This window comes from Halobacillus dabanensis, from assembly GCF_900114165.1.
GTDB lineage: Bacteria > Bacillota > Bacilli > Bacillales > Halobacillaceae > Halobacillus > Halobacillus dabanensis.
This window is the reverse complement of the sequence record NZ_FOSB01000001.1, coordinates 102401-127756: the sequence shown is the minus strand read 5'-3', so window position 1 is coordinate 127756 and position 25356 is coordinate 102401. Positions and strand designations below refer to the sequence as shown.

The window sequence follows — 25356 nt, the reverse complement described above, 5'->3', positions numbered from 1 at the left end:
TTGTTCCTCCTTAGGGTGGATTTAACATATTTAACACTTTAAAAGATGATAAAAGCCGCGCTGCAAGGCAACGCGGCTAATACTGAACAGACCAAATTAGGAATGTTTGGAGATTAGTTCAGCTAAAGCTTCTTTTGGTTGGAAACCAATGACTTGGTCTACTACTTGACCGTCTTTGAAAAGCAGCAATGTCGGAATACTCATAACACCGAATTTCCCTGCTGTCTCTTGGTTTTCATCTACGTCCAACTTGACGATTTTAACTTGATCACTCATTTCTGCATCTAGTTCTTCCAATACAGGAGCAATCATCTTACAAGGACCACACCATGGTGCCCAAAAGTCAGCTAGGACAAGACCTTGATTAGTTTCTTCTGTAAAGTTTTGATCAGTTGCTTTTACAATTGCCATTCTATAATTCCTCCTCGACCTTTTAGTCTGTTAAGAGTATATCACTATCTATTTTTAGTGACTAACAATTTGTTTATACCTTATTTAAACATGTAATAAGGCCGAAGCCAAATATTTGGCTTCGGCCTTTTAACTACGCGTTGACTTTTATTTCTTTGATTTGTTCAATTAATTTAGGAACAACGTCGAATAGGTCTCCGACAATTCCATAATCTGCTACATTAAAGATATTCGCTTCTGGGTCTTTGTTAATAGCTACAATAATTTTAGAATTGGACATTCCAGCAAGGTGCTGGATGGCTCCGGAAATTCCACAAGCTATATATAAGTCCGGTGTGACGACTTTACCAGTTTGACCGATTTGCAAGGAATAGTCACAATAACCAGCATCACAAGCTCCGCGAGAAGCACCGACCGTTCCTCCAAGAACTTCTGCAAGCTTTTCCAATGGTTCGAATCCTTCTGAGCTTTTAACCCCTCGCCCTCCTGCAACAATCACTTTAGCTTCAGAAAGGTCAACCCCATCGGAGGACTTGCGGAGAACATCTTTGATAATCGTTCGGATATTTGAAATTTCCACTTCTTTTTCTGACACAGAACCTGCTAAGGAATCATCCCTGTTCAAAGCCGGGATGTTATTTGGACGAATAGTAGCAAAGACTAAACCGTCTGTAATTTCTTTTTTCTCGAATGCTTTCCCGGAATAGATCGGTCTAGTAAATACAACATTTCCGCCATCCACGACTAACTCTGTAGCGTCTGATATCAAACCAGATTCTAACTTACTTGCTAGTTTAGGAGTCAAGTCTTTTCCGATCGCCGTGTGCCCCATGATAATCCCTTCAGGTGACTCATCCTGGATCACCTGATATACTGCCTGACTATAACCATCCGATGTATACGTTTTCAATTCCGGGTTTGAAATAGTGATAACACGAGCAGCACCGTGATAGACCATCTCCTGCCCCATCTGACTCAAATCACCATCACCACATAATACACCGACGACTTCTCCTCCGTCACTTACAATATTTGCAGCTGCTATCGCCTCAAATGTAACGTTACGCAGGGCCCCTTCCCTAGACTCTCCGATTACCAATACTTTTTTACTCATAACGATTTCTCCTTTCCCCTTATCTATTTACAGTACTTTAGCTTCCGTTTTCAATAATGAAACAAGCTCTTTCACCTGTTCGTCAACTTCCCCTTCTAGCACTTTTCCTGCTTCTTTTTCAGGTGGAAGGAAAACTTCAGTAGTCTTCGTTTTTGGTTCTACCTCATCTTCATCAAGATCCAGATCATCGATTTCCAGTTCATCGAGCGGCTTCTTCTTCGCTTTCATAATTCCTGGTAGGGAAGGATATCTCGGCTCATTAAGACCCTGTTGACATGTCACTAATAGCGGAAGTGAGGTCTCAACTTTTTCTACATCACCTTCTACATCTCTCTCGATGCTGACTGTTGTCCCATCAATTTTTATATCAGTAATTGTCGTTACACACGGCATATCAAGTCGTTCTGCTAACCGGGGGCCGACCTGCCCACTAGCTTCATCGATAGCTACATTACCCCCAAGAATAATATCGACTTCTTTATCTTCGAAAAACGCTTCTAAGATTTTCACAGTTGTAAATTGATCCCCTTCTTCAAGGTCATCCTCTGTATTAATTAATACAGCTTTATCTGCTCCCATTGCAAGCGCTGTTCGGAGCTGCTTCTCTGCATCCTCTTCCCCGATAGTTACCACAGTCACTTCTCCTCCGTGCTCATCACGGATATTGATAGCTTCTTCCACAGCATATTCGTCATAAGGGTTGATGATGTATTCCGCTCCATCATCTGATATTGCCCCGTTAGCCACTGAGATTTTCTCCTCTGTGTCAAATGTTCTTTTCAATAAAACATAAATGTTCATTTGTATATACCTCCTGGTCTATTGATCTTTAAATTCTGGTTTTCTTTTATCAATAAAAGCCTGGATGCCTTCTTTAGCATCCTCATTGCCAAATACGTCACCAAAAGCTTCAGCCTCCGCATTGGTACCTGCTTCAAACTGTGACGTATGAGCATATGGGATCAACTTCATAACATGGTTGATCGTTGGCCCGCTTTTCTTCGCAATCGCTTTTGCGAGTTGTTCTGCTTTCGTGAAGAGTTCTTCCTCTGGGAAGCTTTGGTTTGCGAGCCCGATTCGGACCGCTTCTTCCCCTGTAATTGGAGTTCCAGACAAAATCATTTCATATGCTCTGGCAGATCCCACATGTCTCGGCAATCGTTGAGTCCCGGCAAATCCAGGTATGATACCGAGATTAAGTTCAGGAAGCCCTAATTTAGCTCCATCTGCTACATACCGTATGTGACAGGACATGGCAAGTTCTAAACCTCCCCCAAGAGCGGCACCGTGAATCACCGCAATAACCGGGACGTGGAAATTCTCAATTCTATTGAATAATTGCTGTCCTTTTGCAGCGAGACCTTGATAATCTTCTGCTCCTTGTAAGGAGGTGAATTCTTTAATATCTGCCCCGGCCGAAAAGAACTTCCCCTCTCCTTTCAAGAGGATGGCTTTAACCGAAGAATCATTTTCAATCTTATCCAATTCATTGGACAGGTCCTGTAAAATCGTACTAGATAATGCATTAGCAGGTGGGCTTTGAATCGTAATTTCAGCCACATTGTCTTTCGTTTCTAAAGTTAATGTCGACAAAATGATTTCTCCTTTCACTGATCGGTACGGGCTAATCCATGAATGATCAAGCTATGGACTTCTTTCGCCTGGTCTACTATGTTATAACGCTGCTCTTTCATGACCCAGTTTGTCACCGTCTCATCCATCATACCAAAAATCATCTGACGTACGAGGCGGCGATCCAGACCATCACGGAACAACTCCTCTTCTACACCTTCTTCGACGATCTGATCAATCACATTGAGATAGCGTTTCAAAACATTGTTGATCTTCTGACGCAACTCTTTATTTGATTGACGCAATTCTAATTGGGTCACGATCGCAAGATGATGATCAGCAGCCAACTGCTCAAAATGAGTTTGAATAAGGGTAAGAAGTTTTTGCTCAGCTGACTGTTTAGAGGTTGTTTCTTGCTCGATTTTTTCTATGAACTGCCCCATTTTCTCTTGGAATAGAGAAACGAGAATATCTTCCTTATTTTTAAAATATAGGTAAATGGTTCCATCAGCTACTCCAGCTTTCTTGGCAATCTTTGAAACCTGTGAGGAGTGGTATCCATTTTCAGCTATGACTTCGACAGCTGCATCGATGATTTGCTTGAATTTCGGTTTGTTTTTCTTCATAGTATATCTCCTTGCTAACTCATACTGAAAATGAATGAATCATCATTCACCTATTATTCTACAATCAAGAAAATATTCTGTCAACTTTATTTTTCAAGATTATTGGATGCTTTCTGATTCTTCGTACTTTGATTTTTCTTCCTCAATCAGTATCCTCCTCAAAATCTTACCGACAGCTGTTTTGGGTAACTCCGCACGGAATTCATACAATCGAGGAACTTTATAAGCCGCCATATTTTTCCGGCAGTATTCATTCAACTCTTCTTCCGTTATATCACTGCCCTGCTTTTTAACAATGAATGCTTTCACTGTTTCTCCCCGATAAGGATCTGGCACTCCCACGATGACAGCCTCTTGGATCTCTGAATGCTCGTATAGGACTTCTTCCACCTCACGTGGATAAATATTATAACCACCCGCGATGATCATATCTTTTTTACGATCGACAATATAGAAAAAACCTGCATCATCCATATAGCCCATGTCCCCAGTACGGAACCAACCATCTTCACTTAATACTAGAGCTGTTTCCTCAGGTTTATTCCAATATCCCTGCATTACTTGTGGACCTTTGACGACTATTTCCCCAATCTCCCCATTCTCTGCCTCTTCATCTCCATTCATTTTAAAAATCTTTGCATCAGTATCCGGCCATGGAACCCCTATACTACCACTGACTCGATTTCCCCATACAAAATTGGAATGAGTGACAGGTGAGGTTTCGGTTAGTCCATAACCTTCAACAAGCTTTCCTCCAGTCACTTCCTCAAATCTCTCTTGTACTTCTACAGGTAATGGTGCACTTCCACTAATACATGCCTCGATGGAAGAGAGGTCATACTTCTTCAAATTCGGATGATTCAATAGTGCAATATAGATGGTAGGGGCTCCGGGGAACAAGGTTGGCCGTTTCTTTTCGATGACTTTCAATACATCTTCTGGCTCAAATTTAGGCATGAGGATCATTTTATTTCCCATCATTACGGATAGATTCATAACAGAGGTCATTCCATAGACATGGAAAAATGGCAAAATGGCAAGCACGGTTTCTTCCCCGTCTTTGCATTTATATAACCATTTTTTAGACATTTGTGTGTTCACAACCAGATTGAAGTGTGTTAGCATAACCCCTTTTGGAAATCCCGTTGTTCCACCGGTGTATTGTAACAATGCTAAATCTTCTTTGGGATCGATATCCACAGGAGCAACATTGCCGCTTGCTTTTTTCAGCATATGAGACCAAAGGTGGGTATCTGTGGATTGTTCCGGTTTGACGAGCAGCTGATATTGTCTTTTCTGAATGAAAGGGTAGATTTTATTTTTAGGAAAAGGAAGGTAATCTTTGATTCCTGTCACGATGATATGCTCAAGAGGGGTATCAGGTTTAACATTTGCTGCTTTTGGATATAGAACATCCAGACATATAATCATCTTTGCCCCAGAATCATTCAACTGGTATTGGAGTTCCCTTTCCATATAAAGTGGGTTCGTTTGGACAACAATCCCACCTGCCATCAACACACCATAATATGAAATAACTGATTGAGGACAGTTAGGCAGCATGATGGAGACACGATCCCCTTTTTCTAAACCGAGTTCTTGTAAATAACTTGCTAATGCTTCAGCTTGCTCATAAACAACCTTGTAACTTAATTCTTTCCCCATAAAATAAAGCGCTTTCTTTTCTCCGTAGAGTTCAGCACTTGAACGCAAGTAATCTTGAAGTGGGCGTTCTTCATAATCTATGGTTGTTGGGACTTCAGGTGGGTAGAGCTGATGCCATGGACGTTGAAAATCAGTCATTTGTACAGGCCTCCCTAAAATAGTCTTCCCTACTATTATAACGACTAAAGTATGATATTTGAATTATTATTTATAATTTTAAGAATATTGCGCTTTGATGTACAAGTAAAACACCATTAATCTTCCCTTATCTTGAAGATTCAGTTTCGAGATAATCCAGGGATTCGTATGCTATATTAGGAGTTAGGGCTGGTTGTTGTTTTTTTATGAAAAAGGGGAGCTATAAACTTTCCCCTTATGAAAAGGGCCCTTCCAATGATTTGGAAGAGCCTTTTTATCAAATAATAAAAAACATGATGCCGACGATAAGAAAAACGGCGGCAACAATCATTAAGATTTTCGCTAGGGTTTCCACTGCTCTCTCTCCCTTAAATTATATTCGCGCCTATTACATAAGAAAGACCGACTGAAATAACTAAAGAAATAAAACCTACCGCCCTGTTATCGTTCGCTATTTCTTCATCGATCTTAAAGGAAGGAGTCAAAAATTCAAAGATGAAATACCCACATAATAGAAGTGCAAAACCATACAATCCCCATCCCATTGTCTGGGTCAATGTGTCGTTATGTTCAATCGAAAAGCGGAAAATATTTGCGATTCCGAATAACTTTCCTCCTGTAGCCATCGCCACAGCGATATTTCCTTTTTTTATTTCTTTCCAATTATTATAGGAAGTGACAATTTCGAAAACCGCCATGAAGACGACAAGGCAAAGAACAACGACGCTATAACGTGCTGCAGTTTCCACTAACGTATATTCCCAAAAGTTCTCCATACCTCCGCTCCCTTTTCTACTTTTTACCTTAGCTCTAAGACGGTCACTCCACTTCCGCCTTCATTCATTCCTCCAGCTCGGTGACTAGAAATACTCCTATGGTTCTTGGCAAAGTTTTGGACCCCAGTCCTCAATGCACCGGTACCTTTACCATGGATGATTGAAACACGAGGGTAACCAGCCAGAAGCGCATCATCAATATATTTCTCCAAGCGATTTAATGCATCCTCATACCTTTCTCCACGAAGGTCGAGTTCTGTTTTTACATGGAAGTTCTTACCTTTAACTGTTGCCATAGGTTTTTCTTTATATGGTTGTTTGGCTTTGACAAATTCCAACTCTTTGCGTTTCGCTTTTACCTTCATAACACCAACTTGAACCTGGTATTCATTCTTACCAGTTTGTTCAACAATCGTACCTTGTTGGTTTAATGTCAGCAGCTTGACTTCGTCCCCAGCATTCAATTCTGTTGTTTCTTTTTTAGGTACTGGTGCTTTCGGTTTCTTCTTGGCTAGCTCCGGTTGTGCTTCCTCAAACATCTTTCGTGCTTCTATCCATTCATGTTCCTTCATCTGGGCTTGGGATTTCATACTCCGGATTTCACCGACAATAGCTTCTGCTTCTTCTCTAGCTTGACGAATCGCTTTTTCAGCTTTTTGCTCCGCTTTTTCATAAAGCTTTTCTCTTTTCTCTTCAAATTGATTCCACTTCTGTTCTAACTCATTCCGAAGGTCCTCTGCCTCAGCTAATAACCTCTCCGCTTCTTCATAATCTTGTTCGGCTTCCCGTTTTGATTCTTCAAGTGAGGCAATCATATTTTCGACACTTTGAGAATCTACACCGACATGCCCTTTAGCAGATTCAATCACTGATTCATCTAACCCGAGCCTGCGTGATATTTCAAACGCATTACTTCGTCCCGGGACCCCAATTAATAAGCGGTAGGTTGGTTTTAATGTTTGGATATCAAATTCTACGGATGCATTGATTACCTCAGGCCGATTATATCCATAGGCTTTTAATTCAGGATAATGGGTCGTTGCAATGACCCGCGCGTTCCTTTTCACCACTTCGTCAAGAATCGACATGGCCAGGGCTGCTCCCTCTTGCGGATCTGTTCCTGCCCCAAGTTCATCAAAGAGGACTAGTGATTTATGATCCACCTTCTTCAAAATTTCGACGATGTTTGTCATGTGAGAAGAGAAAGTGGATAAGCTTTGTTCGATGGATTGCTCATCTCCGATATCTGCATAAACTTCATCAAAGACAGCCAATTCACAGCCATCAAGGGCAGGAATCTGCAATCCTGACTGAGCCATCAATGTACAAAGACCAACCAGCTTCAAAGTGACTGTTTTTCCTCCTGTATTCGGCCCTGTAATGACAATCGACGTATAGTCCTCTCCGATTTCTATATCATTCGGAACTACTTCTTCCTGAGGAATCAAGGGATGTCGTGCTTGTTGCATTTTTATTCGGCCTTCATCATTCATTTCAGGCATCGCTGCTTTCATCTGCTTACCAAGTTTCGCTCTTGCAAACATGAAATCGATATCGCCCAGCACATTAACATTCTTGTATAATACTTCAAAATTTTCAGCAATAGATCCCGATAATTCTTTAAGGATTTTTTCAATTTCATTCTTTTCCTGAACCCTGGCTTCTTGCAATTGATTGTTCAAATCAACAACTGTCTGGGGTTCTATAAAAAGTGTCGCTCCTGATGCAGATTGATCGTGCACAATCCCCCCGATTGACCCACGGTACTCTTGTTTCACCGGGAGAACATAGCGCTCATTCCTGATTGTAACAATAGCATCAGAAAGCATTTTAGTTTTTGATTTCGTGAATGATTCCATTTTTTCGCGAACACGGCTTTCATTTGTCCTGATTTTAGAACGAATGGACCGTAATTTCTCAGAAGCTCCGTCCATTACTCCCCCATGTTCATCGATACAGTTCCTAATTTCGTCCTCCAATTCTTTCATCGGAGCGATCGTTGACACCATTTCACGAAGAATAGGCTTTTCTGGCTCTTCCATATCTTCAATAAAACGTTTTAACTGCCTACCTCCGTAAATGGTATTAGCTACATCCAAACATTCTAGTGCACTTAGCATGCCACCGATCGTTGTTCTTTTCAGGCTCGGTTTGATATCGAATATTCCACCAAGTGGCACATGACCTTTCAACCTTAATACTTGTCCAGCTTCATCTGTCTCTCTTTGCAACTGCCTGATTTCCTCTAAGTCAGAAGAAGGATGGAGGGCAGATGTCTTTTCTTTACCTAAAGAAGAAGCTGCTTGCTCATTCAATTGTTCTATAATTTTTTTAAACTCTAATACATGAAGGATGCGTTGATTCATGTGATACCGTCTCCTTTATTACTCCTTGTGGATTTTCAACTGTTCCATCAACTGTTGTTTTGTCCACGTGTTGACTACTGTGTCTTTTCTCAACCAACCTTTGCGTCCTGAACCTACTCCAATGTTCATATGATCAAGCATAGGATAGCTATGAGCGTCTGTGTTGATCGCTATATTAACTCCCTCTTCTTGTGCTTTCATCAACCATTCCCAGTTAAGGTCCAAACGGTTGGGATTAGCGTTGAGTTCTAGAATAGTTCCCGTTCGTTTAGCACCTTGAATCAATTTTTCCAAATCGACATCGTAGCCTTTGCGACGTCCAATTAATCGTCCAGTTGGATGGGCGATCATATCTACGTGAGGGTTTTCAAGTGCATTGTTCAATCTTTCCATGATCTGGTCCTGTGATTGTTGAAAACTGGAGTGGATAGAAGCGATCACAAAATCCATCTCCTTTAAGAAAGCATCTTCAAAATCCAGACTACCATCAGGTAGGATATCCATTTCTATTCCAGCAAAGATATGGAAATCTTCCATAGTTTCATTTAATTTTTCTATTTCTTCTCTTTGCATTCTTAAGCGTTTTTCATTTAAGCCATTCGCTACCCGCAAATACTTTGAGTGGTCCGTAATAGCTATATATTCATAGCCTTTCGCTTTTGCTCTCTCGGCCATTTCCTTAATAGACTGGGCCCCGTCACTCCATGTTGAGTGCATATGAAGGTCTCCTCGAATATCATTAAGCTCTACAAGTTCAATCGGCTCTTTGAACTTATCAACTTCTCCATAGTTTTCACGTACTTCAGGGGGGATGAAATGGAGACCGAAGTGTTTAAAGAAGTCTTCTTCTGAGTCGAAAGTTTTGACTTCCCCACTCTCTATATTTTCTATTCCATATTCACTAATCTTTTCATGTTGTTGCTTCGCCAGTTGTCTCATTGCTACGTTATGATCTTTAGAGCCTGTAAAGTGGTGTAAAGTCGTAGCGAATTCCGTAGGCCCAACAATCCGGAAGTCAATGCCAATATCGTAACCTTCATTTACCACCACTGACACTTTCGTTTCCCCAGAAGCAATGACTTCTTTGATATCGGGATAAGCTAGCAGTTCATCTCTAGTTGCCGGTGGGTTTTCAGAAGCTATGATAAAATCTAAATCCTTAATTGTTTCCCGCATTCTCCTCAAGCTGCCTGCTCTTGAAAAACGATGGAACGTATCTGCATTTTCCAGAAAAGATTCAATTTTCTCCGCTAAAGGCAGCATAAGGGCAATCGGCAAGCGTTCAGGTCGGGAATCTGCTTCCTCGATCGCCTTCAACATTTTTTCAGCAGATTTTTTACCGAACCCTTCAAGCGCTTCGACTTTTCCAGCTTCCAGGGCTTCCTTTAAAGTTTCTGCATCTGTTACCCCTAACTGTTGGTAGAGTTTTGCCAACTTCTTCCCTCCAAGTCCCGGTAAGTCTAATAAAGGAACGAGTCCTGCCGGAACTTCTGCTTGCAGTTGTTTCAAAGTGTCTGACTCTTCATTCTCCAAATACTCTTCGATGACCGTAGCAGTTCCTTTTCCAATGCCCTTCATTTTCGTAAAGTCCTCCTTTTCACTTAGAGAACGGTCATCTCTCTCTAATGCTTGTGCTGCTTTACGATAAGCGGATATTTTAAAAGGATTCTCTCCTTTTAATTCTAAATAGGTTGCGATTTTCTCTAGAAGTTTGATTACTTGCTTTTTATCAACAGCCATTTGTTTATCTTCTCCTTTTATACGTTTACTTTCTATACCATCAGTTGATTTAGATATGGGGAGATGAGTAGATTTTCCACAATAAAAGAGACTCACCATTCTCAAAAGATTTTTCTACAAAGTCAAGAAGATGAAAAAGAGCCGCCATGATCAATATCATAGCGGCTCCCATCTGCACCCTATCTAAACGTTCTAATCAGCCAGCTACATGCTCGATCCACAGCGTTTTCAATTGTTCTGAAAACACTGGTGTATGCTCAATGATCAGCTGTGCTAAAATCGATCCATCTAAGGCACTCTGCACCCCAGCAAGAGGGGCAAGGGCCGCTATGTACAGCACTACGAATAAGATGACATAGTTTTCAATGAAGCCAAGAACCCCACCCAGGATCGTATTTAACGAATTTAGAACCGGAAGTTCTGAAACAAAATCTAACATCGACGCAATAATATGTAGAATGATCTTTGCTCCAAAGAATATGATGGCAAAAGCTATAGCATTATAAAAAGCTTGTTCCAATGGCAAATTCTCTAAGAATATAGCCCAGGATGACTCTGAAGGCAATTCAGGGTATGGTACCCATAATGTAAGTTTAGGTGATAAATCATCATAATAGATGACAGCTACCACAAAAGCTACTATAAAACCGATTAAATGGAACAATTGGAGAATAAATCCTCTTTTTAGCCCCGTCATTACACCTATAAACAAAATAAACAATAACAATAAATCAATCATGATTCCCTGCCGTCCTCTTTCTCTTTCTTTTCAATATAATTCATCAATTCTGTACATTCTTCTTTCAATTTCATATATTCATTCATTGTATTCACAGCGGTCAAAACAGCGAGCTTTGCCGTATCCAGACTAGGATTCGCCTCATGGATCTCACGCATTTTCTGGTCCACTAGACTAGATACCATACGGATATGATGGGGCTCTTCATGACCAACTATAGTGTAAGATCGTTTATTGATCTCCACTGTAATTCTTTTTTCTCTTGGTCTGACTGCGACACATTCATACCCCCTAGTTTCTCTCAATCCTAAACTTTATATTAACACGAAGGTTGACAAATAGGAAACCGATATGGATGTTTTTCGTAAATGTTCTCTTTTGTCCCCCATTTTGCTATACTGTTCCTATCATTTTTAAGACAGAAAGGAATCCACTATGCCTCAAGTCGTATTGAAATTACCTACTATTACATTAGAAAAAATGAAGAAATATTATGCAGGCCAACAAAAGGCGAACCCTCCAGCGAGTGCCCTGTTTGCTGCAAAAACCAATAGCTGTACCATTACTGCCTATAAATCAGGGAAAGTACTTTTCCAAGGGCAAAAACCGGAATCAGAAGCAGATAAATGGGGAACGGCTTCTGATTCATCCTCCTCTACAAGCCGAAAAAAGAGCAGCAATAAGCGACATGAATTTCATCCTGATGATACCCTCTTCACAAGCTCACACATCGGTTCAGATGAAGCAGGAACCGGAGACTATTTCGGACCGATTACTGTAGCGGCCGCTTATGTCACAAAGGAACAAATCCCTACGTTGAAAGCAATTGGAGTGAAAGATTCTAAAAATCTTTCAGATGCCCAGATTACAGAACTCGCAAAAGATATCGTGGCAATGAAAATACCATATAGCCTATTGCGGTTACCAAACAAAAAATACAATCAATGGCAAAGAAAAGGCTGGAGTCAAGGAAAAATGAAAACCATTCTGCATCACCAGGCTTTGAATCGTTTGCTTGAAAAGATTCACCCTGAAAAACCAGATGGCATTTTAATCGATCAATTTTCTGAACCACAGGTGTATCAGAAGCATTTAAGGAGCGAAAAGCAAACGCTCCAAGAACATGTTTACTTTATGACAAAAGCAGAAAGTTATTCAATCGCCGTTGCGACTGGATCGATTATAGCCCGCTCTGCTTTTGTAAAAGCGATGAATCAATTGGAATTCGACACCGGTCTTCCAATTCCAAAAGGAGCATCCGCAAAAGTCGATAAAGCAGCAGCAGAAATCATTAAAGCGTACGGAGAAGAAAAACTTGAGGAATTAGCAAAAGTTCATTTTGCCAATACGGAAAAAGCAAAGAAATTAGTAAGATAAACAAAAAAACACTAAAAGAAAAGCTCAGAGGAACCTTCCTCTGAGCTCTTTTCCTACATATCAACCATTTATTAGCCACGTAATTCAGCATTATGCTCCTCTTTGACTGATTCAAGAATCCGATTGTGTGCTTCCTCCACTTCTTCATCCTTCAATGTACGAAGCGGATCCAGGTAAAGCAGACGGAAAGCGAGAGATTTTTTCCCTTCTTCCAAATGCTCCCCTTGATACAAATCGAAAACTCTCACTTCTTTAACTAGTGGATCACCCGCTGCAGCAACAGTAGCTTCAATTGCTCCTGCTGTCACATCTTCATCTACGACAAGCGCAATATCACGAGAAACGGATGGGTGACGAGGGATGGCCTGGAATGCCTCTTCCTTTTGATACTCATTGAATAGTACTTCCAAATTAATATCAAATACAAAGGTTTCCTTCAATCCGAGCTGTTTTTGTAATTTCGGATGAACTTGACCGATGAACCCGACCGTTTGTCCGTTCACAGAAACTGTAGCTGTACGTCCCGGGTGCATATCCTCAAGCTTTGCTTTTTCAAATGTAAACGGAAGGTTCAATTGCTTGCTCAACCCTTCTAATATGCCTTTAGCTACAAAGAAATCAACAGATTTCTTCTCTTGCTGCCAAGGGTGAGCTACCCATTCACCTGTTAGAGCCCCTGATGCCCGCAATACCTCTTCCGGTTGCTTCGTCACTTGTTCCTCTTCACTGATGAATACTGTCCCTACTTCATAATAGAATAGGTTTTCTTGTTTTCGCGCCACATTATAGGATAATGACTCTAAAAGTTCAGGAAGCATGCTTAATCGTAGATAACCATGGTCTTCACTCATTGGCATAGCAAGACCTACTGGGCTTTCAGCTTGCTTCTCTACCTCGGGGCTGACAAGCATCGTGGCCTTCTCTTTATGTGTAAGCGAATAGGTGATGGTCTCATGTAATCCTGCTCCCTCGAAGTATGCTTTCACTTCCCGTTTCAGTTGCTGCTCCATTGTCAATCCGCCAGCTTGGGATGCTCCTGCTGGAAGAGTGTACGGAAGGTTATCGTATCCATAAATACGTGCAACTTCTTCAAGCATATCTTCAAAGATAGTAATGTCTCCCCGACGTGTCGGAATCGAAACAAGGAATGTTTCACCGTTTTGCTCATAACTGAATTGCAGGCGGCGGAATATATCTGCCATTTGTTCATTAGTGATCTCTGTACCTAAACGATCATTGATCGTGCTTGTATGGACTGTTACTGTTTTTTCGGATCTATCCAGCTCATCATGAGTTACTACTCCATGTAAGACCGTACCGCCCGCATATCTCTCAAGTAGTTCACACGCACGGTAACCAGCACGTTCCACACGGTTAGGGTCGACACCTTTTTCAAAACGGGTACTAGATTCACTGCGCAATCCATGATGTTTAGATGCTTCACGGACGACAGATGGATGGAAGTATGCTGCTTCTAAAATTATTGTTGTCGTATCATCTTGAACTTCAGACTCAGCTCCCCCCATGACCCCGGCAATAGCATGAGCTTTATCACCATTCGTAATAACAAGATGATCACTTGAAAGTGTGCGCTCCTGACCGTCCAATGTTTCCATTACTTCTCCATCTTTTGCACGACGGGTCACAATGGAATTCGATCCGAAACGGTCATAGTCGAAAGCATGAAGAGGCTGGCCATATTCCATCAAAACGTAGTTCGTAATATCGACCACATTATTAATCGGTCGAATTCCGGCAGCTGTCAAACGGTTTCTCATCCACAAAGGAGAAGGTCCGACCTGGATGTCTTTGATGACGAATGCTCCGTAATAAGGGTTCGCTTTCGTATCCTCTACAACAACAGAAATGTAATCAGTTGCTTCCTCGTTTGATGTCTTCACTTTTTCTTCTGCCAACTCATATGAACCATCGATGGCTGCAGCTACTTCATACGCTACACCTGCCATGCTTAGGGCATCTGATCGGTTCGGTGTAAGGCCTAGCTCAATGATTAAGTCATCCAGATTTAGAAGAGAAATCGCATTAGAACCCACCTCAACCTCTTCTGGGAAGACGAAAATACCGTCAGCAAATTCTTTCGGTACATCTTTTTCGTCAACACCTAACTCCTGCAATGAACAGATCATTCCATTTGATTCTTCTCCACGAAGTTTCGTTTTCTTAATTTTGAAATTCCCTGGCAAAACCGCTCCCGGAGTAGCTACCGCCACTTTTTGGCCTTCAGCCACATTAGGAGCACCACAAACGATCTGCAGTGTTTCTTGTCCTACATCCACTTGACATAAATTTAATTTATCAGCATTCGGGTGTTGTTCGCAGGATTGGACATATCCAACAACGACACCTTCAATATCTTCTGCAACCGGTTCAACACTCTCTACTTCTATTCCTGTTTTTGTTATGATTTCCGCCAGCTCTTCTGGTGAATAATAACTGACATCGATATATTCCTGTAACCAATTTAAAGATACGAGCATTTCTCCATTCCTCCCTTATGCCTTATGATACTGTTCTAAGAATCGAATATCGTTCGTGTAAAAATGGCGAATGTCATCCACTCCATACTTGAGCATCGCAATTCGTTCCGGCCCCATTCCAAAGGCAAAGCCCGAATACTCTTTCGGATCATAACCTGCCATTTCCAACACGTTAGGGTGGACCATCCCACCACCAAGAATTTCAATCCAACCAGTTCCTTTACAAACAGAGCAACCTTCCCCTCCACATACTTTACAAGAAATGTCCATCTCTACTGAAGGCTCAGTAAAAGGGAAGAAGCTTGGACGTAGACGTATCTCACGCTCAGCACCGAACATCTGCTTAGCAAAAGCGTTCAATACACCTTTCAGATCACTCATACGGACATTTTTATCCACTAAAAGTCCTTCAATTTGCGTGAATTGGTGAGAGTGGGTAGCGTCATCCGTATCACGGCGATATACTTTACCTGGGCAAATCATCTTGACAGGCTCCCCACCGTTTCTAGCTCCCATTGTACGTGCTTGTACTGGTGATGTATGGGTACGCATCAACAGTTCTTCCGTAATATAAAAAGAATCCTGCATGTCACGTGCTGGGTGTCCTTTCGGAAGATTCAAGGCTTCGAAATTGTAATAGTCTGTCTCTACCTCAGGACCTTCCTTGATTTCGAATCCCATACCGATGAACAGATCTTCGATTTCTTCCACAATGCTTGTCAACAAGTGCGGGCCCCCGATTTGTACCGGTCGACCTGGCAATGTGACATCAATACTTTCTTCCTCCAATTGCTTCTCCATCGCAGCGTCTTCCAAACGGCTTTGCTTAGTTTCAATCGCTTCTGCAATACTCTCCCGTACATCATTAGCAAGTTGACCGATGACCGGACGTTCTTCTTTGGACAATTTGCCCATCCCGCGCAGGACTTCCGTGATCGGCCCCTTTTTACCTAAGTATTCAACTCTCACATCTTTTAAATTTTGCACAGATTCTGCGTTTTCGACTTTATTTAAAGCTTCTTGCTTGAGTTGCTCTAAACGTTCTTTCATGCTTTTCTCCTCCTTCAAAATGAAAATAAAAAAGCCTCCTCCCTAAAAAAGGGACGAGACTTGTAATGGTCGTTTCGCGGTACCACCCTTGTTGACACACACGTGTGCCCACTTAGATATAATAACGGATTTAACCCCGGACCGCTAATACGGTCAGCTCCAGAGTGAAACTTCAACAAATGTCACGATAGAAGCACTTCCAGTCCATGGTGCTTCTTCCCTGTATCGATTCCCATTTATCTACTAGGCTCTTTCTACGCTTTTCAAGATAAAATTATTTCAACTGAATACATTATAGTCAAAGAAGCCTATCTATGCAACCTCAGCCCTTCAAATGATACATCAGAACGGCTCCAGCGATTCCAACATTCAATGACTCCGCCTGGCCGTATATGGGAATATACACTCGCTGGTCAGCCTGATTTAACAGCTCCTCATGAATCCCTTTCCCTTCATTTCCGACGATCAGAGCCGCCCTATCAGGGGAAGGAAGCTGTTGGAAAGGCTCTGCATCTTGTAATGCAGATGCCCAAATCTCTGCGCCGTTTTCTTTAAGCGGTTCGATAAAGTCATTTAAATCTCCTGAGGTAAACGGTATATGAAAAATAGACCCTTGCGTCGCCCGAATGACTTTATCATTAAAAACGTCGACCGTTCCTGATCCTAATACGACCTGGTCAAAACCTGCCGCATCCGCTGTTCGGATTAATGTCCCGACATTCCCAGGATCTTGTACAGCATCCATCATTAATGTCAAAGCCCCTGATTGGAACTTCCATTCTTTTTGATGAACGACTGCAGCAATCCCCTGCGGAGTCTCAGTTTCTGCTATAGCAGCAAACACAGCGGGACTAACTTTCGTCACAGGGACTTCCCCACCTACAGAATAATTAGTCCCTTCCCTAACGATTAGTTCTTCAATTTCCCAATCGCTTTTGATTACTTCTTCCACAAGATGAAACCCTTCTACTAAAAAAAGCCCTGTTTGATTTCTATATTTACGCTTATGTAATTTCTTCCATTCCTTCACTTTCGTATTTTGTAAGGAAGTCAGCATAATTGTCCCTCATTTACGCGTTTATTTCTCATTCATCATACATAGCGGAAGCACGGTTGGTCAAACTAATCAAGAATAATTTGCGAACCTATACGAAAAGGAGGATGATTACTGATGAATTTGAACTTAAGAGCAGCGATACTCTCCAATGTCAGTGGCCACAATGCTGAGCAACTTGAAGCAACCATTGACGATGCATTGCAAAAAGGCGAAGAAAAAATGCTTCCTGGTTTAGGCGTCTTTTTTGAAATGTTATGGAAAGAATCCGATGAACAAGAAAGACAAGAAATTCTCGATACATTAGAGCAAGGTTTAAAACAACAATAATAACAGAAAGCCAACCTCTGACAGGTTGGCTTTCTGTTTAGCACTTTTCCTAATCCAAATAATTTAATTAAAAGTGATTTGCTGAACTTTGTCTGCATCCAATCCTTTAATCACTTCTACAATTAAACGCACCGCATTTTCAAAATCGTCACGATGTAGCATTGCAGCATGAGAATGGATGTAACGAGTCGCAATTGTAATGGACAAGGCAGGAACACCGTCATGACTCAAATGGATGGCACCTGAGTCCGTTCCGCCACCAGCTAGTGAATCAAACTGGTATGGAATTTCATTGGCATCTGCCGTATCTGTAACGAAATCACGGAGACCTTTGTGGGAAACCATGGAAGCATCATAAAGAATGATCTGAGGGCCTTCTCCCATTTTACTTGAAGCATCTTTATCCGAAACCCCAGGAGTGTCTCCTGCAATGCCGACATCCACTCCAAAAGCAATATCCGGGTTGATTAAATTAGCTGCAGTGCGTGCTCCGCGTAAACCGACTTCCTCCTGGACCGTACCTACCCCATAAACGATATTCGGGTGCTTTTCGCCTTTTAACTGTTTCAATACTTCGATGGCAATCGCACAACCGATTCGGTTATCCCAAGCTTTCGCAAGCAGCATTTTTTCATTTTTCATCTGTGTGAATTCAAAATAAGGAACGACAGAATCCCCTGGCTTAACGCCGAATTCCATTGCTTCTTCACGGCTGGATGCACCAATATCGATAAACATATCCTTAATATCAACGGCTTTTTTGCGTTGCTCTGGAGGCAGGATATGAGGAGGTTTTGAACCGATGACGCCAGTAAGGTCGCCATTACGGGTCATGATAGTCACTCGTTGAGCGAGCATAACTTGACTCCACCATCCACCTACAGTTTGGAAGTAAATGTACCCATGGTCATCAATTCTTGTAACCATAAAACCTACTTCATCAAGATGGCCTGCCACCATGACACTAGGCCCTTTTTTATTTCCGACTTTTTTGGCGATCAGGCTACCAAGGTTATCTGTAAAAACCTCATCTGCAAAGGGAGTGATGTATTGCTTCATGACATCACGTGCTTCCCTCTCATTCCCTGGAACGCCTTTAGCATCCGTCAAATCTTTCAACATTTGTAATGTTTCATCTTTTTTAGCCATATGTTATGTATCCTCCTTTTCTATCCAGTAATATTATAAACCTTTTCAAGCGTTTTCACAAAAAATTGCGTTTATTCTTTCAATCAGTACCCTTGATCTTGTCGTTCATAGTTGATAGCATTCTTTCTTTTATATGCCTCCACCAGTTCCCATTCCGTAATACCAAGAGTCAATCCAAGCTGCAAATAAGCATGGAAAGCTTCCCGATATGCTTCTTCCCCCTTCTCCATCCTTAATATATGAACCGTATCATAGACGTTTAAAAAAGCAGCCGTTTGGGAATCAAAAGCATCAATAGAAGTTGAAGTGTATGTGTAACCCAGATCAAGTCCTATGGAAAGAAGAAAATGAACACCATCCACGTATTCTTCTAATATGACTGATTTTTCACTTGCCCTTTTCATACTCCAAAACTTAAAACAACGAGTTTCATTTGCCAGCTCACCCACTTCTACAAGGAGGGCTAAAACCTTTTCTTCTATTTTTTCACCTTTTTCCAAGTTGTGTTGATTTTCTATGTAAAGGTCTAATTTCCTTTGCATGTTATATAAAGATTTCCAATCCATACGTATAAACTCCTTTATTTTAAAATTTCCCAAATTAATGTATCATTTTTTGAAACGTAAAGATACGTTCATACGTATGAAAGCTATGAACCTATATACAGGGAGACGATAGAATGATCATCCTTTTATTTCGTTTACTATTATTGATCGCCATCGCTTTTATCATTTATACAGCCTATAAATTTATTGTGAACCCTCGACGCAAACTTGAGCTTGCGAGGGACAAGAAACAGTTTTATTTCCATGATAACAGAGAAAATACGAAAGAAAATTTCCTTATGACCCTAAAAGGGCATGTTTTTGAGGGAGAGAAATACTTAGGTACTACGGAAGATGCATTTGAAGTCGTCAATATTAGTGTTAGCGCCCATAACCCAGAAAAACTCCAGGGGCTAGATCGTGAAGATATATATTTTATGGAAAAAGAAATTCTTATCCGCTATCCACATGCATCTATTGAATGGAAATATCCCATTAACCGCTTGATCATTCAGCCACTGAAGAATGAGAACGACTAAAAGAGCCCCACTCTCGCCATTTATGAGAGTGAGGCTCTCTTGGTTAAAAAAATTATAACTTTTAATCATTATAGATAAAATGCACAGAATTCGGGATACCGCTCCAGCGACCATCCACTGGCGTCATAAGCAGCGTCCTGTGAAAGGGAAAGTCACCTTTCGCAAGGCGTTCCGCTTATGCACTTCGTGTCTACATGGCACCTGCCCCTTATGGATTTGTTTGAAAAAAATCACGCCATAAAAATACTTCATATTTTTTTCGGACCATGAAGCTAAAACCAATCAATGCCCCTGAAAACAAAATCATCATCGGAATAGAAAGCAATGTAATCCATTGGCCAACAGACGTATATATAACAGCAAGCGGTAGATTAGCGAACAACGATGATTTGGTATATTCCTTAAAATCCGCACTGATTTCTAACAGACAATAAGAAAGCAAGTGAAAATGAATAAATGGTACAAGCCGAAGAATAGCGACTTGCTTGACCGTCAAATTAGAGTGTTTCTTCAACCATTTTTCCTTTAAAAATTTCAGTTTTTTTAATCCTGATGGAACTAGACGGATCGTACGGTAAAAAAGTAAACTTGAAAGCATCGTACCAATAATTGAATAGGCACTCCCGGCAATTGGTCCAAATAGTACTCCACCGGTAATACAAACAAGCATAACAGGTAAAAATAAAAAAGGTCTTAATAAATGAATACCTATGAATAAGAGCGGTGCCCAGGCTTCTTGATGTTCTAACCATGCTAGGATCGCATTCGCTGTCTCGCCCATACCATCCCCCTCCCTGTCTACATAATATGACAGCACCGCTAAAGATAGAACTGGGTCAACAGATACCCTAAAACAGCTATGTACAGCAGGGTCAACGATGATAGTCCGTATCTGAAGGAAGTATGTTTCGTTTTATGCCTGAATACGTTCATCCCTATCCATCCTCCAAACGCTCCACCTAAAGCGGCAAATAACCAAAGTTTCTTTTCCTGAATGCGCCAGGATCCTTTTTTTGATCTTCGCTTATCCAATCCCATCATGATGAAAAGGGACAGGTTGATTACTAAAGCATACCCCGCCATTATAATAACGATATCCACTTCATCCCCTCCTATATTACCTACATAATAAACTATTCCACCAGCGCTCCTTATTCTTGAAGACTCAGTTTCGAGTCCAGTCCATACGCCACTGATCAAGGCACTTCCGCTCTCAAAATAGGAGTCTCACCGTTTCCCTCCGCCCCTTTCCAATAGGTTTCTTGAAACCACCTTTCAAGTAAAGGGAGCATAATGTAAGTAAAAGTGCGGTAACTACAGGCTTGAAGTGCTATTCTTCCTCTACTTATGGCAGGGTTATTGTTGGGCGATTTCGAGTAACTCCTCCGGCAAGGGTAGTTGGGGGATGAGAAGACTCCTGCGGGAAAGGATAGACTGGCGAGACCCAGCAGGTCATGAAGTGACCGAGGAGGCTTGCCGTCTTCCGCGCGGAAAGCGACTTATCCCCCACCGACCCTTATTCGCAATAAAATTCTCAAAATCGAGTCTTCCAGAATACTGCCATATTGTTTAATAATCGGCTAGAGATATAAAAAGAGCCATTTCCTACCGAACGGAAATGACTCTTTAACGTTTGTGCAATTATTACTTAAGTGCAGATTTAGCTTGTTCAGCCAAGCTTGCAAAACCTTGCTCATCGTTAACAGCAAGATCTGCTAGCATTTTACGGTTAACTTCAATACCTGCAAGCTTCAAACCGTGCATAAGACGGCTGTAAGAAATGTCGTTCAAACGCGCTGCTGCGTTAATACGAGCGATCCATAGCTTACGGAAGTCGCGTTTTTTCTGACGACGGTCACGGTATGCATACTGACCTGATTTCATTACTTGTTGTTTTGCAGTTTTGAATAGTGCGTGCTTTGAACCATAATAACCTTTTGCTAGTTTAAGGACACGGTTACGACGTTTACGTGTCACTGTTCCACCTTTAACTCGTGGCATGGTAATCCCTCCTATTTATGTCTTTCTTTATTAGTCTTTTGGAAGCATATGCTTGATGCGGCGGTAGTCTCCAGCAGAAACTAGTGCATCTTTACGCAATTTACGCTTTTGTTTTGTAGATTTGTTCGCGAACAAGTGGCTAGTGAATGCGTGAGAACGTTTCACTTTACCTGTTCCAGTCTTTTTGAAGCGTTTTTGAGAACCTTTATGGGTTTTCATTTTTGGCATGTGAATTTCCTCCTTTTACTTGGTACAGTTACTTACTTCTCGTTAAGAGGAGCAAGCATTAAGAACATACTACGACCTTCCATTTTAGGCTTGGTCTCGACTTGGGCAACATCTTTACACTCTTCCGCCATGCGTTCAAGTACTTTTTGTCCAAGTTCTTTGTGTGTGATTGCACGACCGCGGAAACGGACAGATGCTTTCACTTTGTCACCTTTTGACAAGAACTTACGTGCATTACGAAGCTTTGTATTAAAGTCATGGTCTTCGATCCCTGGGCTGAGACGTACTTCCTTGACTTTGATGACCGTTTGTTTCTTACGAGCTTCTTTTTCTTTCTTCTGCTGCTCGAAACGATATTTACCATAGTCCATCACTCGGCAAACCGGAGGCTTCGCATTTGGTGCCACCATAACAAGATCAAGATTCGCATTCGCTGCAATATCTAATGCTTCGTTACGTGATTTAACTCCAAGTTGCTCACCATTTACGTCGATTAGACGAACTTCACGGGCACGGATTTTTTCATTAACGTTCATGTTATCCTTGCTAATATCGAGCCACCTCCAACATATTTTAGAAAACTTATATGAGATCTGTCATCGACAAGATTTCCTAATAAAATAAAAAAAGTGTCGGTACATAATGCACCCACACGTCTCCTAAAAAATCAAAGGAATTAGTGACCTGCCAACTGCTTATAGCGTCGATCAGGTGAGAAGCGGGTGCTCCTACTTGTCTCTAGATCCGTTCATTCAGTTACCTAAATTATAATAGCATGCCTTATGAAGCATGTCAACATTGGAATCCGTCGACATGACTACTTAAATTAGAATAAGGGATGTTCTCATAAAAATCAAGGTTTTTTCAAGCAAACCCACCTTTTTCCTCCTTCCACAAACCTATTCTTGAAGACTCAGTTTCGAGACTTTAGGGGGAGTTTAGGGTCTACGGGAAAAGGTTCGCTTTCCGTGGGGCGGTCGGTGAGCCTCCTCGAGCTATGAAGTGACCGAGGAGGCTTGCCGTCTTCCCCGCGGAAAGCGACTTATCCCCCACCTCCCCTTATTCGCAATAAAAGTCTCGAAACCGAGTCTTCCGGAATACTGCCATATTGTGCAATAAACCAAATCGTGAAAAAGCCCGCAAACCTTAGGGAAGGCTTGCGGACTTTTCTATTACTTTCTTAGAAGCTTTTGATCAATTTCATTGCGGATTTCCTGCTTGAATGTCTCCAACGGTTTTGTGTCAGAATTCTGTTCTCCATAACGGCGTACGTTTACGGCGTTATCTTCTATTTCCTTATCACCGACCACAAGCTGGAACGGAATCTTTTGCATTTGAGCTTCACGGATCTTGTAACCGATCTTCTCATTTCTTTCATCTACTTCTACACGGACACCCGCTTCGCGTAATTCATCTTCCACTTTTTTGGCGTGGTCCAGGTGTGCCTCTGCAGAAACTGGGATGATTTTTGCCTGGACAGGGGCTAACCAAGTCGGGAAGACTCCTTTATATTCTTCAATCAAGAAGGCGACAAAACGTTCCATTGTAGAAACGACCCCACGGTGAATAACGACTGGGCGGTGATCAGCTCCATCTTCTCCTACGTATGTGAGATCAAAACGTTCAGGCAAGTGAAAGTCTAATTGTACTGTAGACAAAGTTTCATCTTTACCAAGGGCTGTCTTCACCTGAACATCAAGTTTCGGACCGTAGAAAGCGGCTTCCCCTTCTGCCTCTACATATTCAAGTTCCATATCTTCCATTGTTTCTTTAAGCATAGCCTGTGCTTTATCCCACATAGCATCATTATCTACATACTTCTCTTTATCTTCAGGGTCTCTATAGGAAAGACGGAAGTAATAATCATTAATGCCGAAGTCACGATATACTTCTTGCACAAGACGAACGACACGCTTGAATTCGTCCTTCAATTGATCTGGACGGGCAAAAATGTGCGCATCATTCAAAGTCATTGCGCGTACACGTTGCAATCCTGCAAGAGCGCCGGACATTTCATAACGGTGCATCATACCAAGTTCAGCGATACGGACGGGAAGGTTACGATAACTATGGAATTGGTCCTTGTAAATCATCATATGATGAGGACAGTTCATTGGACGAAGAACGAGATCTTCATTATCCATTTCCATTGTCGGGAACATGTCGTCCTGGTAATGATCCCAGTGGCCGCTTGTCTTATACAAATCTACACTTCCAAGTACTGGTGTATAGACATGGTCATAACCTAGTCTTTCTTCCGTATCCACGATGTAACGCTCAATTGTACGGCGAATCGTTGCGCCCTTCGGCAACCACATCGGCAAGCCTTGGCCAACTTTTTGATTGACTGTGAAAATATCCAGCTCTTTTCCTAGTTTACGGTGGTCACGTTCCTTTGCTTCTTCAAGCATTTTCAGATATTCATCCAGATGTGATTGTTTCTCAAATGCCGTCCCGTAAATGCGCTGCAACATTTGATTGTCACTATCTCCACGCCAGTATGCGCCGGAAATGCTCAACAGTTTAAAGACTTTGATTTTACTTGTTTGAGGGACATGAACCCCACGGCATAGATCAAAGAATTCTCCCTGCTCATAAATTGTTACTTGCTCTCCTTCAGGAATCGCTTCGATCAACTCAAGCTTAAGATCATCACCGATTTCTTTATACTTCTCGATTGCTTCTTCGCGTGATAGCTCCACACGTTTGATTTCCAAATTCTCATCTACAATTCGCTGCATTTCTTTTTCAATCTTCGGAAGATCTTCTGGTGTGAGTGATTCTTCCATGTCGATATCATAATAGAAGCCGTTTTCAATGACAGGACCTACCCCTAGTTTTACGTTTCCGTACAAGCGTTTGATAGCCTGAGCCATCAAGTGGGCTGTCGAGTGGCGAACCACCTCTAGACCTTCAGGGTTTTTGTATGTGAGAATTTCTATCGCCCCATCTTGCTCGATCGGTCTTCTAATATCGTAAGGTTCTCCATCTAATTTGATTGCCAATGCTTGTTTTTTCAAGCCTGGAGATATCGATTGAGCGACTTCTTCACCAGTCGTGCCTCGTTCAAACTCCTTTATGTTACCATCTGGAAATTTGATTTGAATCGCATTCGACATGTCTAACACTCCTTTTCTAAATAAATATAAAAAACGCCCGCCCCTCAGCAAATATGCTAAGGGACGAGCGTTGTCACTCGTGGTTCCACCCAAATTCCCGCAAAGATTGCGGCTCTTTCTCCTTAACGCGGATCATACGCTGCCTATTACTAAGTAGAGGTTCACAGACAGGGCTCCAAGGTGGTAAACAATAAAGCCGTCAACAAGGAGTTTCCAGCCGATGACTCCTCTCTCTGATCTTGCGCCACTTTATGTTCATGTCCTTTTCCAAGCCGTTGATTTAATATGTACGTTATTATATCCATTTAGGAAAAGGAAA

At 41.7% G+C, this 25356-nt stretch carries 24 protein-coding genes, 1 pseudogene and 2 other annotated features; of the genes and pseudogenes, 3 read left to right on the top strand and 22 right to left on the bottom strand.

What is annotated here, in order from left to right:
- Positions 1-96: 96 nt before the first annotated feature.
- The 11 genes and pseudogenes from trxA to zapA all read right to left on the bottom strand — a co-directional run.
- Positions 97-423 (bottom strand): annotated as a pseudogene (gene trxA, locus BMZ58_RS00615) (thioredoxin); the annotation flags it as partial.
- 121 nt (positions 424-544) lie between these two features.
- Positions 545-1525, bottom strand: coding sequence for an electron transfer flavoprotein subunit alpha/FixB family protein (locus BMZ58_RS00610; RefSeq protein WP_075034630.1), 981 nt, complete (start codon positions 1523-1525; stop codon positions 545-547).
- A 27-nt stretch (positions 1526-1552) separates the two neighbouring features.
- Positions 1553-2326: an electron transfer flavoprotein subunit beta/FixA family protein gene (locus BMZ58_RS00605; protein WP_075034629.1), complete on the bottom strand. Its 774-nt coding sequence runs from the start codon at positions 2324-2326 to the stop codon at positions 1553-1555.
- 18 nt (positions 2327-2344) lie between these two features.
- A complete protein-coding gene (locus BMZ58_RS00600; protein WP_075034628.1) occupies positions 2345-3118 on the bottom strand; it encodes an enoyl-CoA hydratase in 774 nt (257 codons plus the stop codon).
- 14 nt (positions 3119-3132) lie between these two features.
- A complete protein-coding gene (locus BMZ58_RS00595; protein ID WP_075034627.1) occupies positions 3133-3723 on the bottom strand; it encodes a TetR/AcrR family transcriptional regulator in 591 nt (196 codons plus the stop codon).
- A 99-nt stretch (positions 3724-3822) separates the two neighbouring features.
- Positions 3823-5526, bottom strand: a complete 1704-nt coding sequence (locus BMZ58_RS00590) for a long-chain-fatty-acid--CoA ligase (protein WP_075034626.1) — start codon at positions 5524-5526, stop codon at positions 3823-3825.
- A 368-nt stretch (positions 5527-5894) separates the two neighbouring features.
- Positions 5895-6302 (bottom strand): DUF350 domain-containing protein, encoded by a 408-nt coding sequence (locus BMZ58_RS00585; protein ID WP_075034625.1) that lies wholly within the window; start codon positions 6300-6302, stop codon positions 5895-5897.
- 23 nt (positions 6303-6325) lie between these two features.
- Positions 6326-8668 (bottom strand): endonuclease MutS2, encoded by a 2343-nt coding sequence (locus tag BMZ58_RS00580; RefSeq protein WP_075034624.1) that lies wholly within the window; start codon positions 8666-8668, stop codon positions 6326-6328.
- Between the two features lie 18 nt (positions 8669-8686).
- Positions 8687-10408: a DNA polymerase/3'-5' exonuclease PolX gene (gene polX / locus BMZ58_RS00575; RefSeq protein WP_075034623.1), complete on the bottom strand. Its 1722-nt coding sequence runs from the start codon at positions 10406-10408 to the stop codon at positions 8687-8689.
- Positions 10409-10604: 196 nt separating this feature from the next.
- Positions 10605-11147, bottom strand: coding sequence for a CvpA family protein (locus BMZ58_RS00570; RefSeq protein WP_075034622.1), 543 nt, complete (start codon positions 11145-11147; stop codon positions 10605-10607).
- Entirely contained in the window at positions 11144-11452 is a 309-nt protein-coding gene (zapA, locus tag BMZ58_RS00565; protein ID WP_075034621.1) for a cell division protein ZapA, read from the bottom strand. Before zapA ends, BMZ58_RS00570 begins: the two co-directional genes overlap by 4 nt.
- A gap of 130 nt (positions 11453-11582) precedes the next feature.
- Between zapA and rnhC the strand changes: the two genes are divergently transcribed.
- Positions 11583-12524, top strand: a complete 942-nt coding sequence (rnhC, locus tag BMZ58_RS00560) for a ribonuclease HIII (protein WP_075034620.1) — start codon at positions 11583-11585, stop codon at positions 12522-12524.
- A gap of 71 nt (positions 12525-12595) precedes the next feature.
- On the opposite strand, the gene pheT is transcribed toward rnhC, so the two are convergent.
- From pheT to BMZ58_RS00545, 3 genes are all read right to left on the bottom strand, one after another.
- Complete coding sequence (gene pheT, locus BMZ58_RS00555; protein ID WP_075034619.1) at positions 12596-15022, bottom strand: phenylalanine--tRNA ligase subunit beta; 2427 nt, start codon at positions 15020-15022, stop codon at positions 12596-12598.
- Positions 15023-15037: 15 nt separating this feature from the next.
- Positions 15038-16072 (bottom strand): phenylalanine--tRNA ligase subunit alpha, encoded by a 1035-nt coding sequence (gene pheS / locus BMZ58_RS00550; protein ID WP_075034618.1) that lies wholly within the window; start codon positions 16070-16072, stop codon positions 15038-15040.
- Between the two features lie 46 nt (positions 16073-16118).
- Positions 16119-16338, bottom strand: a binding site (T-box leader).
- A 56-nt stretch (positions 16339-16394) separates the two neighbouring features.
- Entirely contained in the window at positions 16395-17129 is a 735-nt protein-coding gene (locus BMZ58_RS00545; RefSeq protein ID WP_075034617.1) for a TrmH family RNA methyltransferase, read from the bottom strand.
- A 114-nt stretch (positions 17130-17243) separates the two neighbouring features.
- Here BMZ58_RS00545 and sspI point away from each other — a divergent pair, with 114 nt between their 5' ends.
- Positions 17244-17456 (top strand): small acid-soluble spore protein SspI, encoded by a 213-nt coding sequence (sspI, locus tag BMZ58_RS00540; protein ID WP_075034616.1) that lies wholly within the window; start codon positions 17244-17246, stop codon positions 17454-17456.
- A gap of 63 nt (positions 17457-17519) precedes the next feature.
- Here sspI and BMZ58_RS00535 read toward each other — a convergent pair whose 3' ends face one another.
- Together BMZ58_RS00535 and BMZ58_RS00530 are read right to left on the bottom strand one after the other, a co-directional pair.
- Positions 17520-18605, bottom strand: a complete 1086-nt coding sequence (locus BMZ58_RS00535; protein WP_075034615.1) for a M42 family metallopeptidase — start codon at positions 18603-18605, stop codon at positions 17520-17522.
- Between the two features lie 83 nt (positions 18606-18688).
- A complete protein-coding gene (locus BMZ58_RS00530) occupies positions 18689-19171 on the bottom strand; it encodes a dUTP diphosphatase (protein ID WP_075034614.1) in 483 nt (160 codons plus the stop codon).
- 113 nt (positions 19172-19284) lie between these two features.
- On the opposite strand from BMZ58_RS00530, the gene BMZ58_RS00525 reads away from it, so the two are divergent.
- A complete protein-coding gene (locus tag BMZ58_RS00525; protein WP_075034613.1) occupies positions 19285-19689 on the top strand; it encodes a sigma-w pathway protein ysdB in 405 nt (134 codons plus the stop codon).
- A 208-nt stretch (positions 19690-19897) separates the two neighbouring features.
- On the opposite strand, the gene BMZ58_RS00520 is transcribed toward BMZ58_RS00525, so the two are convergent.
- The 6 genes from BMZ58_RS00520 to thrS all read right to left on the bottom strand — a co-directional run bounded on the left by BMZ58_RS00520 (position 19898) and on the right by thrS (position 25037).
- Complete coding sequence (locus tag BMZ58_RS00520; RefSeq protein WP_075034612.1) at positions 19898-20470, bottom strand: TVP38/TMEM64 family protein; 573 nt, start codon at positions 20468-20470, stop codon at positions 19898-19900.
- A 38-nt stretch (positions 20471-20508) separates the two neighbouring features.
- Positions 20509-20790: a DUF1294 domain-containing protein gene (locus BMZ58_RS00515; RefSeq protein WP_425268627.1), complete on the bottom strand. Its 282-nt coding sequence runs from the start codon at positions 20788-20790 to the stop codon at positions 20509-20511.
- A gap of 543 nt (positions 20791-21333) precedes the next feature.
- Entirely contained in the window at positions 21334-21690 is a 357-nt protein-coding gene (rplT, locus tag BMZ58_RS00510; protein ID WP_035547063.1) for a 50S ribosomal protein L20, read from the bottom strand.
- A gap of 30 nt (positions 21691-21720) precedes the next feature.
- Complete coding sequence (gene rpmI, locus BMZ58_RS00505) at positions 21721-21918, bottom strand: 50S ribosomal protein L35 (protein ID WP_035509568.1); 198 nt, start codon at positions 21916-21918, stop codon at positions 21721-21723.
- 32 nt (positions 21919-21950) lie between these two features.
- Positions 21951-22454, bottom strand: coding sequence for a translation initiation factor IF-3 (gene infC, locus BMZ58_RS00500; protein ID WP_075034611.1), 504 nt, complete (start codon positions 22452-22454; stop codon positions 21951-21953).
- 81 nt (positions 22455-22535) lie between these two features.
- Positions 22536-22658 (bottom strand) — a sequence feature (ribosomal protein L20 leader region).
- A 432-nt stretch (positions 22659-23090) separates the two neighbouring features.
- A complete protein-coding gene (gene thrS / locus BMZ58_RS00495; protein WP_075034610.1) occupies positions 23091-25037 on the bottom strand; it encodes a threonine--tRNA ligase in 1947 nt (648 codons plus the stop codon).
- Positions 25038-25356: the final 319 nt, after the last annotated feature.

Excerpts from the sequence above, each read along its gene's own strand:
- BMZ58_RS00585 (WP_075034625.1), bottom strand. The coding sequence starts at position 6,302 with ATGGAGAACTTTTGGGAATATACGTTAGTGGAAACTGCAGCACGTTAT.
- sspI (WP_075034616.1), top strand. The coding sequence starts at position 17,244 with ATGAATTTGAACTTAAGAGCAGCGATACTCTCCAATGTCAGTGGCCAC.
- BMZ58_RS00530 (WP_075034614.1), bottom strand. The coding sequence starts at position 19,171 with ATGGATTGGAAATCTTTATATAACATGCAAAGGAAATTAGACCTTTAC.
- BMZ58_RS00520 (WP_075034612.1), bottom strand. The coding sequence starts at position 20,470 with ATGGGCGAGACAGCGAATGCGATCCTAGCATGGTTAGAACATCAAGAA.
- BMZ58_RS00535 (WP_075034615.1), bottom strand. The coding sequence starts at position 18,605 with ATGGCTAAAAAAGATGAAACATTACAAATGTTGAAAGATTTGACGGAT.
- pheT (WP_075034619.1), bottom strand. The coding sequence starts at position 15,022 with ATGCTCGTATCTTTAAATTGGTTACAGGAATATATCGATGTCAGTTAT.
- BMZ58_RS00545 (WP_075034617.1), bottom strand. The coding sequence starts at position 17,129 with ATGCTGACTTCCTTACAAAATACGAAAGTGAAGGAATGGAAGAAATTA.
- BMZ58_RS00525 (WP_075034613.1), top strand. The coding sequence starts at position 19,285 with ATGATCATCCTTTTATTTCGTTTACTATTATTGATCGCCATCGCTTTT.
- infC (WP_075034611.1), bottom strand. The coding sequence starts at position 22,454 with ATGAACGTTAATGAAAAAATCCGTGCCCGTGAAGTTCGTCTAATCGAC.
- BMZ58_RS00580 (WP_075034624.1), bottom strand. The coding sequence starts at position 8,668 with ATGAATCAACGCATCCTTCATGTATTAGAGTTTAAAAAAATTATAGAA.
- BMZ58_RS00610 (WP_075034630.1), bottom strand. The coding sequence starts at position 1,525 with ATGAGTAAAAAAGTATTGGTAATCGGAGAGTCTAGGGAAGGGGCCCTG.
- rnhC (WP_075034620.1), top strand. The coding sequence starts at position 11,583 with ATGCCTCAAGTCGTATTGAAATTACCTACTATTACATTAGAAAAAATG.
- BMZ58_RS00590 (WP_075034626.1), bottom strand. The coding sequence starts at position 5,526 with ATGACTGATTTTCAACGTCCATGGCATCAGCTCTACCCACCTGAAGTC.
- rpmI (WP_035509568.1), bottom strand. The coding sequence starts at position 21,918 with ATGCCAAAAATGAAAACCCATAAAGGTTCTCAAAAACGCTTCAAAAAG.
- BMZ58_RS00595 (WP_075034627.1), bottom strand. The coding sequence starts at position 3,723 with ATGAAGAAAAACAAACCGAAATTCAAGCAAATCATCGATGCAGCTGTC.
- BMZ58_RS00605 (WP_075034629.1), bottom strand. The coding sequence starts at position 2,326 with ATGAACATTTATGTTTTATTGAAAAGAACATTTGACACAGAGGAGAAA.
- thrS (WP_075034610.1), bottom strand. The coding sequence starts at position 25,037 with ATGTCGAATGCGATTCAAATCAAATTTCCAGATGGTAACATAAAGGAG.
- rplT (WP_035547063.1), bottom strand. The coding sequence starts at position 21,690 with ATGCCACGAGTTAAAGGTGGAACAGTGACACGTAAACGTCGTAACCGT.
- pheS (WP_075034618.1), bottom strand. The coding sequence starts at position 16,072 with ATGAAAGAACGTTTAGAGCAACTCAAGCAAGAAGCTTTAAATAAAGTC.
- BMZ58_RS00570 (WP_075034622.1), bottom strand. The coding sequence starts at position 11,147 with ATGATTGATTTATTGTTATTGTTTATTTTGTTTATAGGTGTAATGACG.
- polX (WP_075034623.1), bottom strand. The coding sequence starts at position 10,408 with ATGGCTGTTGATAAAAAGCAAGTAATCAAACTTCTAGAGAAAATCGCA.